We start from the raw sequence: 14,931 nt of genomic DNA on the forward strand, positions 1-14,931 counted from the left end.
CGCCGTTCCGGGTCCGGGCGAGAGACCATGAGAAGTGACCCGACATGCCCCGCCGCCGGGCGCCGGGTGACATCGCTCAGGTGGGAGGAGGCGGTGGGTGGTGATCACACGAGTGCGGATGCCGCACCGGCATCTCACACCACCGGCCAAGTCCGGTCCGCCCCGGGACGCGCCGAGGCCGCCCGGGAACCAGCGGCCCACGCCGGGGGGCCGGCAGTGGTGGATCGTTCCGCTGCTGTGGGTGGCCTTCCTGGTCGTCATCATGCTGGTGCGCGCCCCGTCGGGGACCGCGCCGGCCCATCTGACCTACAGCGACTTCACCTCCAAGGTCGGTGCGGGGCAGGTCAAGACGGTCGACATCGACGACAAGGGAGCGGTCAGCGGCAGCCTGAAGAACGGCACCAGGTTCACCACCCAGCTGCCCACCGCGCTGGGGACCGGGTCGCTGCAACAGCAGCTCCAGGCGAAGCACGTGCAGATCACCGCCTCGCAGAGCAGGAGCGGCGGCAACCCGTTCCTGTCGTTCCTCGTCGCCTTCCTCCCGCTGCTGCTCCTGGTCGGCGCCTTCTGGTGGTTCGGGCGCCGTGCCGCGCGCTCGGTCACCGGTGGGCTCAGCGCCATCGGCCGTTCCCGGGCGAAGATCATCGAGGCGGAGCGGCCCACCACCCGGTTCGACGACGTGGCCGGCTACGACGGCGTGAAGCAGGAGATCAGCGAGGTCGTCGACTTCCTGCGCAACCCCATGCGCTATGCGGCGGCCGGCGCCAAGGGCCCCCGTGGAGTGATCATGGTCGGGCCGCCCGGCACCGGCAAGACGCTCTTCGCGCGTGCCGTGGCCGGTGAGGCCGACGTGCCGTTCCTGTCGGTGACCGGTTCCGCGTTCGTGGAGATGTTCGTCGGTGTGGGCGCCTCCCGGGTGCGGGACCTGTTCGACGAGGCCCGCAAGCGCGCGCCGTCGATCATCTTCATCGACGAGCTGGACGCCGTGGGCGCCCGGCGGTCGGGCAGCGGGCACATCGGCGGCAACGACGAACGGGAGCAGACCCTCAACCAGCTGCTGGCCGAGATGGACGGTTTCGACCAGTCCACCGGCATCGTGGTGCTCGCCGCCACCAACCGGCCGGAGGCCCTGGACACCGCCCTGCTGCGCCCGGGCCGCTTCGACCGGCAGGTCACGGTGCCGCTGCCCAACCAGGCCGAGCGCGCCGCGATCCTGACCGTCCACGCCCGGGGCAAGATCCTTTCCGCCGACGTCGACCTCGACACGGTCGCCCGCGCCACCCCCGGATTCTCCGGCGCCGACCTGGCGAACCTGGTCAACGAGGCCGCCATCAACGCCGTACGGGCCGACCGCGTGCTGATCGAGGCGCACGATCTGGACGCGGCCCGCGACCGGGTCCTGCTGGGCCGTCGCGAGGCGTCCAACGCCCTGCTGCCCGAGGAGCGACACTCGGTGGCCGTCCACGAGTCGGGGCACGCCCTGGTCGCCGCGCTGTGCGAGCACGCCGACCCCGTCGCGAAGGTGACCGTCCTGCCGTCGGGCATGACGCTCGGGGTGACCGAGCAGCTCCCCGAGGCCGAACGCCATCTGTACAGCGAGGCCTATCTGACGGATCTGCTCACGGTGCGGCTCGGCGGCCGGGCGGCCGAACTGGTGGTCTTCGGCGCGGGCTCCAGCGGTGCCGCGAACGACCTGGCCGGGGCGACCCAGATCGCCATGCGCATGGTGCGGGACTTCGGTCTGTCCCCGGTGCTGGGCCCGGTCGGATACGCCTCCGCCAGCCCGCACTACCTGGGCGAGACCATGGAGGACTCGGTCCGGCAGCCGTACTCGGAACAGACCCAGCGGATCATCGACCAGGAGGCCGGTCGTCTGCTGCGCGAGGCCGAGGAACGGGCGACGGGACTGCTGCGGGAGCACCGCCGGGCCCTCGACCGGCTCGCCGACCTGCTCGTCATCCGGGAGACCATCGACGGCTCGGCCGTCCTGGACGTCCTGCGGCAGGAGCGGCAGGAACGGCAGGAGGCCGACGGCAACCTGCCGGAGCACGGGGTCGAGGATCTGCGGGCCGCGACGCCTCCGGTCCGCGTTGCCGGGGAAGTTGCGGGAGAAGGGGTGGTCCCGCCTGTTCCAGGGGCAGTTGCGGGACAGGGCGACCAGGACGACCAGGGCACCGGCACCGGCACCGAAGCAGGCTCCCAGCGGCTCACGGGTGGAGGTCCGGCACGGTGATGAGCGGGGCAGCGGTGGGCGGCGTCTCGGCGCGCACCAGGAGGCGGAGGCACCCGGCGAAGAGCGTCGGCCGCCCGGGCGCCAGAGCCCACCGCTCGACGGGAGCCCACCGCTCGAAGGGGTCGGGGTCGTCACCGGCCACGATCGCGCGCGATCCTCCCGTCGGGCCACCGCCGTCTCCGCGTCGTCTCCGCGGTCACACCCGGCCCCGTGCGCGCCCGGGCGCCCGGGCGCGCACGGACCTGTCGCTCAGGCCGCGAGGGCGTGTTCGGGGTGCAGGACCACCTTGGTGTAGCCCTCGATCCGCTTGTCGAACTTCTCGTACGCCTGCGGTGCCTGGTCCAGCGGCAGTTCATGGGAGACCACGAAGCTGGGCTTGGCGCGCCCGGCGATGATCAGATCGCGCAGCTGGCGGTTGTACCGCTTGACGTTGCACTGGCCGGTGCCCATCTGCTGACCCTTCTCGAACATCCGGCCGATGGAGACCAGCAACTGGCCGTGCTTGGCGTGCTCGTCGGGTCCGCCGGGGTCGGCGGGCACGTACAGGCCCGGCACACCGAGCATGCCGGTGGGGCGCACGGTCTCCACCAGTTCGTTGAGGACGATGGCGGGTTCCTCATGGCTGGCGTCGTGCGCCTGGGCCTGATACCCGACGGCGTCAACGCCCTTGTCGGTGCCCTCTCCGTTCGTCTGTTCCTTGATCTGCTCCGCCGGGTCGCCCTTGGTGAAGTCGATGGGGATGGCCCCGATCTCCTCCGCCTTGGCGAGCCGCTCGGGCACCCGGTCGACCGAGAACACCTTGGACGCCCCGCGCAGCAGCGCGGAGTAGGCGGCCATCAGACCCACCGGGCCGGCACCGTAGACGGCCACGCTCTCACCGGGGGACACCAGGGCGAGTTCGCATCCGTGGTAACCCGTCGGGAAGATGTCGGCGAGCAGGACGAAATCGGTCTCGAACTCCTCACCGGGCGGCAGTTTCAGGCAGTTGAAATCGGCATAGGGCACCTTCAACCGCTCCGCCTGACCACCGGTGAACGGGCCCATCGCCACATATCCGTAGGCGCCGCCGGCGAACCCGGGATTGACCGTGAGGCAGAACCCGGTCTTTCCGACGAGACAGTTCTTGCAGAATCCGCAGGCGACGTTGAAGGGCATCACGACACGATCGCCCTCGGACAGGGAGGTCACGCCCTTGCCGACCTCCTCGATGATGCCGAGGTTCTCGTGCCCGAAGACGATGCCCGACTCGGCCGCCGTGCGGCCCTCGTACATGTGCAGGTCCGAACCGCAGATCGCGGTCGACGTGACCCGTACGAGCACATCGTTGGGGTGCTCGATCCGGGGATCCTGGACATCCCTCACAGCCACGCTGAAGGGCTTCTCGTAGACGACGGCTTTCACCTGCGTCACCTCCGCGTCGAACGCCGACTGGCGGCGGGACGGAGCCGTTACCGGGGGACGCACAGGAGGCGAGGGCCCTCGGGCTGTGCCGTGGCCCCGTTCGCGCTCGTTCACCGCCGGACACTTCCAGAAAACGCCTGTACGGCAGGGGCCGCAACCCACGTCGGCGGGATCCGCCGCCGGGCCCTTGCTGTTCCCGCTTGCATTCCGACCTCGGCGAGGTGTCGGCACCTCTTCCGGAACGTCTCACGATGCGAACCCGCTTTTACCGCCTGCCGCGGCATCTCGTTCAATGGCCTTTTTCGGCCGACTTCCGTCAGCGAGAGGAGACGCACCATGGGCGAACATGTTCACGTGCGCATCGGGAACGGTCTGAGCGTCAGCGAGAACGGGGAACTGATCGAGTCGTCCCGCTGCCGCTGTGGCGCCACCTGGACCAGGACCTACCGCGCGGACGAGGACGTGCCCGAGGAGTGACGGGAGGAGCGCCGGCTTTCCGCTCACGCGACGGCAGGGCCCGTCCCGGCCACGAGCAGGCCGAGTCGGGACAGGGCAGCGCCCAGCCGGGCCGCCAGGGCAGCGGCCGTCGGCACGGGCGCGGCCTCCCCGGAGGGCTCCGTCCCCCTGTCCTCGGCCCCGGTGGGCAGCCATCCCGCGCCGGCCAGGCGCTGCGCGAGCGGCTTCAGCGTCCCGTGGAGGAGCGTGGCGGTCGCGATGGCCGCCGCCGTGGTGCCCCAGCCGACGGGGCCGAGCGGGGTGGAGCCGAAGAACCGGCTGATGCCCGGGGTCTGGACGATGCCGACGAGCACGGCGGCCGAACCGAGCGTGGCGGCGAGCACCTGGCGGTCCGCGCCGCCGCTGGTCAGGGTCTGGGCGAGCTGGGTGCCGACCACAGCGACCAGCGCCACCGTGGCGGCGCGCCGGCGGGTGCCGGTGAACCGGGCGAGCGTCCAGGCCAGTCCGGCACCGAGCGCGGTGGTGAGCCCGCGCTGCACCATCTCCTGGGTGAGCGAGATGCCCAGCGACTCGTGCGGACCTTCCCGGAGCAACTGCTCGCCGGTGCTCTCGGCCGGTGTGCGGACGGCGATCGACAGCGCGGGCGCGAGGTCGGTGAGAAGGTTCACCAGCATGATCTGACGGGCACTGAGCGGTGAACGGCCCGCCACGGCGGAGGCGAGCACGCTGAAGGTGACCTCGCCGAGGTTGCCGCCGATCAGGATGGCCAGCGCCGTCCTGACCGAGGTCCACATCGCCCGGCCCTCGGTGAGCGCGGTGACGATCGTCTCCAGACGGTCGTCGCCGATGACGAGGTCGGCGGCGGCCGTCGCCGCGGGCGTGCCCCGCCGCCCCAGGGCGATGCCGACGTCGGCGAGCCGGATGGCCGGGGCGTCGTTGGCGCCGTCGCCGGTCATCGCCACGACCCGGCCGAGCCGCTGGAACGCCTCGACGATGCGCACCTTGTGGTGCGGGGTGCACCGGGCGATCACGTCCACCGTGGGCAGCAGCGCGTCGAGCCGGGCGTCGTCGAGCGCGTCCAGCTCCGGCCCGGTGCAGACCTTCTGGTGCGGCTCGCCGGTGACGGAGGCGGCGATGGCCTCGGCGGTGGCGGCGTGGTCCCCGGTGAGCAGAACGGTCTGCACGCCGGCCGCGCGCAGCCGGGCGGTGGCCGGTGCGGCTGAGGGGCGGAGCGGGTCGGCGAGGACGACGAAGCCGACGAAGACCAGGTCCCGCACCGCGTCGTCGGTCAGCTCCTCGCCCTGTCCCAGGATGCGTTCGGCCACGGCCAGGACGCGGCGGCCGGCACCGGCGAGCTCCTCCGTGGCCCGGGCGAGCGCTCTGCGACCGGAGTCGTCGAGCGCGCTCTGGGACCCGTTGCGGCGTCTGTGCCCGCAGCGGGCCAGTACGGTCTCCGGGGCGCCCTTGACACTCAGCAGAGTGGAGCCGGCGGTGCGGCCCACCGTTGCGTGGTAGGCACGGGACGGGTCGAAGGGAAGGGTGCCGGTTCGCCGCCAGCCGGGCGCGCCGCGGCCGACCGACACCCGCGCCCGCCGGGCCCCGGCGTCCACCGCCCGGTCGGTCCGGTGCGCCATCGGCTCGGACTGCCGGGCGGCCGGAGTGGCCCGGAGCGCAGCGGACAGGACCGCCTTGTGCCGCGGGCCGAGCCGGTCGACGGGCACGTTCCGTTCCCCGTCGCCGACCGCGACGAGCTGGAGGTCGCCCTCGGTGAGAGTGCCGGTCTTGTCGAAGCAGAGCACGTCGGCCCGGCCGAGTGCCTCGATGGTGCGCGGGTTGCGGACGAGGGCGCCGTGCTCGGCCAGGCGGCGCGCGGAGGCCAGTTGGGCGGCGTTGACGAGGAACGGCAGCCCTTCGGGGACCGAGGCGACGGCGAGGTTCACCGCGGAGGCGAGGCTCTGGGTGAGCGGGCGCCCGTGCAGCAGCCCGGCGCCCGCCACCGCCACCGCGGAGACCGTCGCCACCGGCAGGCTTGCCTTGGTCAGCGACGACAGCCGCGCCTCGACACCGGTGACCGGTGCGGCCTCCCGAGCGGTGGCCATGGTGCGCCCGACCTCGGTGGCCGCGCCGGTCGCCACCACGACGGCGACCGCCTCACCGGCGGAGACCGTGCTGCCCTCGTAGAGCATCGAGGAACGCTCGGAGAGTTGCGAGGCGGCCACGGGGGTGGGCGACTTGGCGACGGGCAGGGACTCACCGGTCAGCGACGACTCGTCGACCTCCAGCCCCGCGGCGTGCAGCAGCCGGCAGTCGGCGGGCACCACGTCCTCGGGCCGCAGCAGCACGACATCCCCCGGCACCAGTTCCTCCGCGGCGACCAGCCGCTCCACGCCTGCGCGCCGCACCCGTGCCCCGACCGCGGAGCGCGCGGTCAGCTCGGCGAGGGCCCGCTCGGTGCGGACCCGCTGCACACCGCCGACCAGCGCCGAGGTGGCGGTGACCGCCGCGACCAGCGCGGCGTCGGCCCTGGACCCGACGGCGGCGGCAAGAGCGGCCCCGCCGGCGAGCACCGGTGTCAGGGGATTGGCCAGCTCCTCGACGCACGCGGACAGCAGGGTGGTGTGCGGTGCGGCGCCCGCCCCCGAGGGCCCCTTGGCCCGGGCGGCGGCCTCTTCGGGGGACAGCCCGTCGGCGGACGTCCGCAACCGCTGCAGGACCCGCGCGGGCGGCATCAGGTGCCAGGGCACGGTTGCCACGGAGGGGGTGACGGGACGGGAGCAGAGTTGCCGGGCGCGCCAGACGCCCAGGCAGAAGGCGACCGCCCCCGCCGTGTTGCACGCCGCCTGCCCGCGCGAGCACGCCTGGGCGGCCGGGGCCCGCATCGCCGCCACGGCGCCGATGCCGCTCCCGCCGGCGGACAGCACGGCGCTGTCCCGGTCGACCCGGCGGGCCACTCCCACGCCCGACAGGATCAGCGCGACCGACTCGAGATCCGTGCCGACCAGCAGGTCGGCACCCCAGGCCGGCGGCTCCCCGTCCCGGTGGACGCCGATGCCGCAGTCCGACGCCGCGAGCGCACGGCGGTTGCCCGACACCAGCAGCACCACCGCGCCGTCCGCCTGCAGGGCGCGTACCGACGCCACCAGGTGACGCCCCGAGGGCACCGTCGCGTCGGCGAAGCCGAAATGCGGGGCGGTCCGGTCGCCGGCGAGGACCACCCGGATCTCCGACCGCCGGGCGGCCGCTGCCAGGGCCTGCGCGCCCGGAAGAGTCTGCGGCGCCACGCCCGCGACGGCCATCAGTCGCCCGCGGAGGGCGAGTCCCAGCACCCGTTCGCCGCCCCGGGAGGGCAGCCGCTCGGCGGCGAGGCGCCCGGTGCGGCCGGTCGACTCCAGGTCCTCGAGCGGGCCGAGCGCCCAGCCGTCGCCGTCGCGCCGGACCCGCGCCGACGCGGCCGGGTCGAACAGGGCGAAGAGCCGGTCGGAGCACAGTTCGGTGTCGGCTCCGTCGAGCGGCACCAGGTCGGTCAGCTCGTACCGCCCGCCGCGCAGCACGTCCACATCCAGCACCACGGTGTCCACCTGGCCCAGGCGGCGCAGCGCACCGCGGTCCATGGCCACGACGCCGCGCAGCGCCAGGAACCGGCCGAGGCTGGTGGCGAAGCCCTCCCGCCCGGCCTCGGGAGCCTTGGGCATGCCGGTCAGCGCCACCGCGAGCGCGCGCCGCGGTCCCGCGTACGGCGTGCTCAGGGCGCCGACGGCGGCGCCCGCCCCCAGGGCCCGTTCGGCGTAACGTACCGTCACGTCGCGGTGCGCCCGCGGCCGTTCCACGACGACCGGCTCGGCCTCTGCGTGCTCCGGTCCCCGCACCAGCCGCGGTTCAGCGTCCGCCCAGGCCTCGAGGGCGGCGTTCGCCTCCCGCCACTGCGCGATGCGCTGCGCGGCGTCGAGCATCAGTCCTCCGCCGCGGGTGGCCAGGCCCTGGACGAGCGCGTTGAGGGCCGGAACCACCGATTCGGGGTGCTGATGTTCCCTGAGGCCCGACGTGACCAGCCGGCGCAGCCAGGGGTGGCACTGCACCGCGGTGGCCAGCGCCCCCGCCTCGGCCGGCAGCGGCGTCCACGGCGACAGCCGGGTGGCGACCGTGAGGAGCAGGCCCGCGATGTCCGCGGCGAGGACCGGGAGCGCGGGCCGGCTGAGCGGCGCCTCGCAGGGGTGGTGCCGTCCGGGGCACCAGTCGTCGTGCTCGCCGGTCTCCGTGGTGGCGGCCCCGTGGGTCTCGGCGTGGGCGACGATCCGGACCAGCTCCCGCAACGGCGGTGGCGGGGAGGCCAGTTCCACGACGACCCGTTCGGCGGGCGCGTTCACCCGAGCCCAGAGCACCCCGGCATGCTCCTCCAGGGCGTGCTCGACGGTGCGGCCCACCTCTGTGCCGCGGGGACCGTGCACGCCGCGGACCTGGATGTGGCAGCGGCCCGGGCGGGACCACACGTCCCGCCGGTCGAGGCCGAGCAGCGAGGCGGCCGTCTCCACGGCGCCCCGGGCACCGGCGGCCAAGCCGTCGGCCAGGGGCCCCGGCAGGGGCAGGCGCGTCCCTGACAGCAGCGACATCCGTGCCACCTCCCGAGCGGTCAGGTCCTCATCCGGATCCGATCATTGCGCGCACCCGGCACGCCCGCCCGGCGGGCTGGTCCGAACGGCTTCCCGGCTCGCAGGCCCCTGTCCCCGCCGGTACCGTCTGCCTCGGTGGGGGGCGACGTCCCGGACCCACGAACGGATGTGAACCGTGACCACGCCGAATCCCGCGCGAAGGACCGCGCAGAAGCGCCCGGTGAAGACCACTCAGAAACGCACGGCGGCGAGCAGTACGAAGGCGGCGCCGCCCGCCTCGGAGGCGGGCGGCAGGCAGCGCCCCGACGCCCCGTCGGCCGTGCGCCGGCCGGCCGCCGGACAGCCGGCGGCGACACGCTCGGCGACGAGACGGACCGCCGCGAGACAGTCGGCCACGAGACGGGCGCCCGCAGCGCCGTCGACCGCGAAACAGGTGGCCGCAGCACCGGCGACCGCGGTGCAGCCGGCCGCGCGGCAGTCGTCCGTGACGCGGCCCGTCGCCCGGCGGTCGGCCGCGAAACGGCCGACCACCGGAGACACGACCGCGAGACAGGCGACCGCGAGGCAGTCGGCAGCGCGCCAGGTGGTGACGGGGCAGGCGACCGCGAGGCAGACCGTCGCGCCGCGGCCGGTTGTCACCCGGCAGTCGGCCTCGAGGCGGCCGGCGAGGAAACCGCCCGCCTCCTCCGGGGGGCGCACGATCACGTTGACCGTCCCCTCGCTCGGCGAGGCCGCCGCCCGGGCGGTCGACACCGTCGCGGTCCCGCTGGCCACCGCGCGCCGGGTCCTGCCCGCCGCGCACGGACTGCCCCTGTACGTGGGGCTCGGCGCACTGGCCGTCGCGGGTGCCCTCGAGGCGCCGATGGCCCTGGGGCTCGCGATCGGCTACGCCGTGCTCCGGCACAAGGGCTTTCTCGCCCGGTTCACCGCCTCGAAGTGACGCCGAACGTCGCGGCGCCCGACGGCGGGTCCGGTGGTCGCCCGCCCGTCGACGGCCCTTCGCCTCCCGGCCACCGTGCCACCGCACCGGGCGGGAACGGCCCGCGGCGTCCCCGTGACCCGGGCCACCGCCCGTGGCCCGGTGGAATCCCGTCACATCACGGCGGGCCTGCCCACGGCCTCCCACGTTTGTCCCCCCGTCCCCCGATCACCCGTCATGCATCGGCGGGGCACCCAGGGAGCGGGAGGATGATCGCGGAGCGGGCCGTGAAGCTGATCCGGCAGGCCGTGCACCACGTGTGGGACCGGCTGAAGACGTACGACCTGGTCCGGCGCGGCCGTGAACTGGAGCTGATGCACCGCGCCCTCGGCTTCGCCACGCTGGCCCTGGTGACGCTGGCGCCCCTGCTGATCGTGGTGGCGGCCGCCGATCCCCTGGGGCGCGGGGGCTTCACGTCGTGGCTGGTCGACGGCATGGGACTGTCCGGTCGTTCCGCACACGTGGTCACCGACATCACCACCGCGCCGCGCAAGGTGATCAGCGCGACCAGCCTGTGGGGCGGGATTCTGCTCGCCGTGTTCGGGGTGTCCTTCGGCGGCAGCGTGCAGAACGGGTACGAGCGGATCTGGAACCTGCCTCCCGGCTCCTGGCACCGCATCTGGCGCCAGGCCACCTGGCTGATCGTGCTCACCGCCTACCTCTACCAGGAGGTGCAGACGCGTCTCGCCCTGGAAGGCTGGTTGCGGGTCACGGTGTCCCTCGCGACCGGCGTGCTGTTCTTCTGGTGGGGCCAGCGCTTCCTGCTGGGCGGTCAGGTCCGCTGGCGTGACCTGCTGCCGGGCGCGCTCGCCACCATGGTGGGGCTGGTCGGTCTGCGGGGCTTCTCCTATCTGGTCTTCACCCCGCTCATCGTCAGCAACGCGGTCAGTTACGGCCCACTCGGCGTCGTCCTCGTGCTGGAGTCGTGGCTGACCGGAGTGGGGTTCGTGGTCTACGGCGGTGCGCTCTTCGGCCGCTGGTTCCGCGAACACCACTGGCGGCCGCACGTCCAGCACTGACCGGCCGGGGCGTAGGGGCCACGGGGCGGAACGGTGCCCGCGTCACCCCGCGGCATCCCCGTTGGGACGAGCGGCGTGCCGCGGTGCGGCGTGCAGGCGCCGTGCCGCAGCGCGCCGTGCAGGCGTCGTGTCACAGCGCGCCGTGCAGGCGTCGTGTCACAGCGCGCCGTGCAGGCGTCGTGTCACAGCGCGCCGTGCAGGCGTCGTGTCGCAGCGCGGCGCGGACCCGACGCATCGACGTCAGTCCGCTTCCCCGGGAGGGTCGTCGGAGGGCGGGCGTGGTGGCGGACCGAAGCGGACCCTGATCTTCTCGAAGCCTTTGAACGCCTCGGTGGCCGCGTACGACCGATAGGCCCGGCGGTCGGCCGGTGTGAGCTCCACCCGGTCGGTGAACGGGGTCAGCAGGCTGCGCGGCCACAGCCGCATGATCCGGACCGCGCTGACCTCTGCCGTCATGAGGAAGACCAGCGCGCCGAGGTACAGCCAGGCCAGCAGTCCGAGGACGATGCCGAACAGACCGTAGGTGGCCGTGGCACCGCGCAGCACATGACTGACGTAGTACGAGCCGCCCCACTCCAGCAGCTGCCAGGCGAGGGCACCGCCGAGGACGGCGCCGCCCAGTCGGCGCAGCGGCAGCCGGCGCCGGATCAGCGTCCGGTAGATGAGCAGCAGCAGGGCCGCGTTGAGGACGATGGCCAGGACCGCGGCGGCGACCCTGACGCCGGTCTCCAGCCGGGCCCCGAACACACTCGCCCGCGACTCCGCCACGGACAGCCCCGTGGTCAGGAGCAGCCCGAGCGCGAGGATCGACAGGAACAGCAGGCCCCTCAACCGGGACCGGAACGGATCGGGGCGCGCGTGCCGCGGCACCGCCCAGATCTTGTTCAGCGCGTGCTGCGCCGCCTGGGCCACGCCCAGGGCACCGTACAGGCTGCCCGCCACGCCCACCGCGAGGGCGATGCCGCTGCCGTGGAAGGAGTGGATGTTCTCGCCGAGCTGGTCGCCGATGACGGGGAACTCGTGGAGCGCGGAGTTCAGCAGGCGCTGCCGCAGTTCGGGATCGCCGTTGAGCAGGGTACCGAGGACGGAGACGAGGATCAGCAGCAACGGGAAGAGCGACAGGAACGCGTAGTAGGTGAGGACCGCGGCGAGGTAGGTCGCCTGGTCGTCGTAGAACTTGTAGAGCACAGCGAGGGGCAGCCCCGCCCAGCGGTGGCGCCGCTGGTACGCGTCCACGCGGGCCACGACTCCCATGCTCAGCCTCGTGCGCTCCGCCGGTCACCTGCCGGCACTTCACGGCTTCCTGGTGGTGAGGATATGCCGGATGGCATGCACCCGCCACCGGGCGTCGCCGCCGACCGCCTCATGGGCGGCGGGCGCACCATGCCCTCGTCCGACACGAGGAGCCATTCAGCCGCATGCGCGTGCGCATCAAGCACTGTTACGGGATCTTTGACCGCAGAATTCCCATTCGCGGCTTTTCCCGGTATCTGGAGTTGTTTCGATGACCACACAGACGGAGCCGGTCACGCTCGTACCGGTCGAAGGGCGTCGCCACCTGGGGCGCGTGGTCGTGGCGTGGCTGACGACGACGGACCACAAGAGGATCGGGCATCTGTATCTGATCACGTCGTTCGCCTTCTTCCTGATCGGCGGGATGATGGCGCTGCTGATCAGGGCGGAGCTGGCACGTCCGGGCCTGCAGATCGTGTCCAAGGAGCAGTACAACCAGCTGTTCACGATGCACGGCACGATCATGCTGCTGCTGTTCGCCACTCCCACCTTCGCCGGCTTCGCCAATGCCGTCATGCCGCTGCAGATCGGCTCGCCCGACGTGGCCTTCCCGCGGCTGAACATGCTGTCGTACTGGCTCTTCCTGTTCGGCGCGCTGATCGTGATGAGCGGCTTCCTCACCTCCAACGGCGCGGCGGACTTCGGCTGGACGGCCTACAGCCCGCTCAGCGGCCCCAAAGGCACCGTCCAGCTCGGTGCCGACCTGTGGATCATGGGGCTGGCACTGAGCGGGTTCGGGACCATCCTCGGTGCGGTCAACTTCCTGACCACGATCGTGTGCATGCGCGCTCCCGGCATGACGATCTTCCGGATGCCGATCTTCACCTGGAACGTGCTGCTGACCTCGGTCCTGGTCCTGTTCGCCTTCCCCGTGCTGGCCGCCGCCCTCTTCGCGCTGGAGGCCGACCGCCGCTTCGGCGCGCATGTCTTCGATCCGGCCAACGGCGGGGCGGTCCTGTGGCAGCACCTGTTCTGGTTCTTCGGGCATCCGGAGGTCTACATCCTCGCCCTGCCGTTCTTCGGCGTCATCACCGAGATCATCCCCGTCTTCTCCCGCAAGCCGATCTTCGGCTACATGGGCCTGGTCGGTGCGACGATCTCGATCGCCGGCCTCTCGATCACCGTGTGGGCCCACCACATGTTTGCCACTCAGGCCGTGTTGCTGCCGTTCTTCTCCTTGCTGACCTATCTGATCGCGGTACCGACCGGGGTGAAGTTCTTCAACTGGATCGGCACCATGTGGAACGGCTCGCTGTCCTTCGAGCCGCCGATGCTGTGGGTGGCCGGCTTCCTCGTCACCTTCCTCTTCGGCGGGCTGACCGGCGTGATTCTGGGCTCGCCCCCACTCGACTGGGAGGTCACCGACAGCTACTTCGTGGTCGCGCACTTCCACTACGTACTGTTCGGCACGATCGTGTTCGCGATGTTCGGTGGATTCAGTTTCTGGTGGCCGAAGATGACCGGCACCATGCTCGACCACCGCCTGGAGTACATCCACTTCTGGACGCTGTTCGTCGGCTTCCACACCACCTTCCTCGTCCAGCACTGGCTCGGCGCCGAGGGCATGCCCCGCCGCTACGCCGACTATCTGGCCGCCGACGGCTTCACCTGGCTGAACACCGTCTCGAGTATCGGCGCCTTCCTGTTGGGCCTGTCCACGCTGCCCTTCCTGTACAACGTGTGGAAGACGGCGCAGTACGGCGAACGCGTCCGGGTCGACGACCCCTGGGGCTACGGCCGCTCGCTGGAGTGGGCGACCTCCTGCCCACCGCCGCGCCACAACTTCACGACCCTGCCCCGGATCCGCTCCGAGTCCCCCGCCTTCGACCTGCACCACCCCGACCTGGCCGAGGTCGACTACGCGACCTACACCGGCAGGCGCGACGTCATCGAGGCACCGGGACACCAGGAGCCCCCGCGGTGAGCGCCGCAGGGGACGACAGAGCACCGCACGCCGAGGGCCACGCGCTCGCCGCCGAGGTCGAGGGCTACCTGCTCGCCCACGCGGAGTACGACAGGGCGCACCGCGAGGCGGAGGCCCTGTGCGCGCGGCTCCCCTGGCTGACGACCGCTCAGGCCGAGGACCTGGTGCGCCACTACGTGAGCCGGCGTCTGGACGTCACCCGCCAGACGCTGGCCACCATCGCCCGGCGCGCCCGGGAGCTGCGGGACGAGTACGAGGCCCGGTACACCGCGCTGCGGCGCACGCTGATCAAGGGCCACGTCGCGTGCGCCTGCGCCCTGCTCGCCGTCGCGGGCCTGGTCACGGCCGTGTGCACCCCGAGGCGCTGAGCGCACCCCCCTCTTGCTCCTCCGATCCTTCTGTGACGCACGGCACACCATGATGGAGAAGACGGGCACGGTCAATTTCGACCAGGCCAACTTCCAGCAGACGACCCCGCCCAAGCTCCCCAAGGACCAGCTCACCCCGCCGGCGCCCCAGCCCGGAGAGCCGGTGGTCGTCCTCACCCCGCGTCCCGACCTGAACATCAACACGGCCGCCGCCACGCCCGGCCCCTCGGCCAACTGACGTCCGCCTGCGCGAGGGTGACGGGCGGATCGGACCGTCGGGCGAGAGGATCCGGCCGCGATGGGCCGGTCGACCGTGCGCAGGGCGGTGGAGGGGGCCACCTGCAGCAGGCCGGCAAGGACAACCAGCTTGGTGGCCCCCGGCGGACATCACGAGCATCCGGAACCGCGGGAGGGCCACCGGCTCCGCGACCCGCGCCAGGGAACGGGCGGCGATCCCCGTCGGCAGCCGGACGCGGTCGTGACGGCGCGGTCACCGCATCGACGTCGTCCACGGCTCGCGCGGGGCGCTCACGCTGCGGCACACGTCCCCTCCGCCGCGCGGCACCCGCCGCTCACCCCCTGCGACGCCACCGGTACCGGAGTGCTCCGAGGGGTTTCCGGCGCGCGTGTCCGGGGGACTCGTGCCAGGCT

Annotated in this window: 11 protein-coding genes and 2 pseudogenes; 7 read left to right on the plus strand and 6 right to left on the minus strand. The window is 72.7% G+C overall.

Annotation, left to right across the window (positions count from 1 at the left end):
* The first annotated feature begins 97 nt into the window (after positions 1–97).
* Positions 98–2,233: an ATP-dependent zinc metalloprotease FtsH gene (gene ftsH / locus AC5WS8_RS20330; protein ID WP_496104848.1), complete on the plus strand. Its 2,136-nt coding sequence runs from the start codon at positions 98–100 to the stop codon at positions 2,231–2,233.
* On the opposite strand, the gene AC5WS8_RS20335 is transcribed toward ftsH, so the two are convergent.
* Positions 2,208–2,375, minus strand: a complete 168-nt coding sequence (locus tag AC5WS8_RS20335; RefSeq protein ID WP_496104849.1) for a hypothetical protein — start codon at positions 2,373–2,375, stop codon at positions 2,208–2,210. The genes ftsH and AC5WS8_RS20335 overlap by 26 nt on opposite strands.
* A 107-nt stretch (positions 2,376–2,482) precedes the next feature.
* Positions 2,483–3,634 (minus strand): glutathione-independent formaldehyde dehydrogenase, encoded by a 1,152-nt coding sequence (locus AC5WS8_RS20340; RefSeq protein ID WP_496105073.1) that lies wholly within the window; start codon positions 3,632–3,634, stop codon positions 2,483–2,485.
* A gap of 336 nt (positions 3,635–3,970) precedes the next feature.
* Here AC5WS8_RS20340 and AC5WS8_RS20345 point away from each other — a divergent pair, with 336 nt between their 5' ends.
* Positions 3,971–4,111: a hypothetical protein gene (locus AC5WS8_RS20345; RefSeq protein ID WP_496104850.1), complete on the plus strand. Its 141-nt coding sequence runs from the start codon at positions 3,971–3,973 to the stop codon at positions 4,109–4,111.
* Positions 4,112–4,134: 23 nt separating this feature from the next.
* Here the strand turns inward: AC5WS8_RS20345 and AC5WS8_RS20350 are convergent, their stop codons facing one another.
* Both AC5WS8_RS20350 and AC5WS8_RS20355 read right to left on the minus strand, forming a co-directional pair.
* Positions 4,135–8,697, minus strand: a complete 4,563-nt coding sequence (locus AC5WS8_RS20350; RefSeq protein WP_496104851.1) for an HAD-IC family P-type ATPase — start codon at positions 8,695–8,697, stop codon at positions 4,135–4,137.
* Between the two features lie 231 nt (positions 8,698–8,928).
* A complete protein-coding gene (locus tag AC5WS8_RS20355; protein WP_496104852.1) occupies positions 8,929–9,402 on the minus strand; it encodes a hypothetical protein in 474 nt (157 codons plus the stop codon).
* 1 nt (position 9,403) lies between these two features.
* Here AC5WS8_RS20355 and AC5WS8_RS20360 point away from each other — a divergent pair, with 1 nt between their 5' ends.
* A complete protein-coding gene (locus AC5WS8_RS20360) occupies positions 9,404–9,637 on the plus strand; it encodes a hypothetical protein (RefSeq protein ID WP_496104853.1) in 234 nt (77 codons plus the stop codon).
* Positions 9,638–9,885: 248 nt separating this feature from the next.
* Positions 9,886–10,695, plus strand: a complete 810-nt coding sequence (locus AC5WS8_RS20365; protein ID WP_496104854.1) for a ribonuclease BN — start codon at positions 9,886–9,888, stop codon at positions 10,693–10,695.
* Between the two features lie 240 nt (positions 10,696–10,935).
* Here the strand turns inward: AC5WS8_RS20365 and AC5WS8_RS20370 are convergent, their stop codons facing one another.
* Positions 10,936–11,949, minus strand: coding sequence for a YihY/virulence factor BrkB family protein (locus AC5WS8_RS20370; RefSeq protein WP_496104855.1), 1,014 nt, complete (start codon positions 11,947–11,949; stop codon positions 10,936–10,938).
* Between the two features lie 250 nt (positions 11,950–12,199).
* Between AC5WS8_RS20370 and ctaD the strand changes: the two genes are divergently transcribed.
* The 3 genes and pseudogenes from ctaD to AC5WS8_RS20385 all read left to right on the plus strand — a co-directional run.
* Complete coding sequence (gene ctaD, locus AC5WS8_RS20375; RefSeq protein WP_496104856.1) at positions 12,200–13,912, plus strand: aa3-type cytochrome oxidase subunit I; 1,713 nt, start codon at positions 12,200–12,202, stop codon at positions 13,910–13,912.
* Positions 13,909–14,280: a hypothetical protein gene (locus tag AC5WS8_RS20380; protein ID WP_496104857.1), complete on the plus strand. Its 372-nt coding sequence runs from the start codon at positions 13,909–13,911 to the stop codon at positions 14,278–14,280. The genes ctaD and AC5WS8_RS20380 overlap by 4 nt, the downstream gene beginning before the upstream one ends.
* Before the next feature lie 46 nt (positions 14,281–14,326).
* Positions 14,327–14,518: pseudogene (locus AC5WS8_RS20385) on the plus strand (DUF4142 domain-containing protein); the annotation flags it as partial.
* Between the two features lie 50 nt (positions 14,519–14,568).
* Here AC5WS8_RS20385 and AC5WS8_RS20390 read toward each other — a convergent pair.
* A pseudogene (locus AC5WS8_RS20390) lies at positions 14,569–14,822 on the minus strand (MarR family transcriptional regulator); the annotation flags it as partial.
* Between the last annotated feature and the right edge of the window lie 109 nt (positions 14,823–14,931).

The sequence above is a fragment of the Streptomyces sp. PTL18 genome (assembly GCF_059510295.1).

Excerpts from the sequence above, each read along its gene's own strand:
- AC5WS8_RS20345 (WP_496104850.1), top strand. The coding sequence starts at position 3,971 with ATGGGCGAACATGTTCACGTGCGCATCGGGAACGGTCTGAGCGTCAGC.
- AC5WS8_RS20365 (WP_496104854.1), top strand. The coding sequence starts at position 9,886 with ATGATCGCGGAGCGGGCCGTGAAGCTGATCCGGCAGGCCGTGCACCAC.
- AC5WS8_RS20350 (WP_496104851.1), bottom strand. The coding sequence starts at position 8,697 with ATGTCGCTGCTGTCAGGGACGCGCCTGCCCCTGCCGGGGCCCCTGGCC.
- ctaD (WP_496104856.1), top strand. The coding sequence starts at position 12,200 with ATGACCACACAGACGGAGCCGGTCACGCTCGTACCGGTCGAAGGGCGT.
- AC5WS8_RS20370 (WP_496104855.1), bottom strand. The coding sequence starts at position 11,949 with ATGGGAGTCGTGGCCCGCGTGGACGCGTACCAGCGGCGCCACCGCTGG.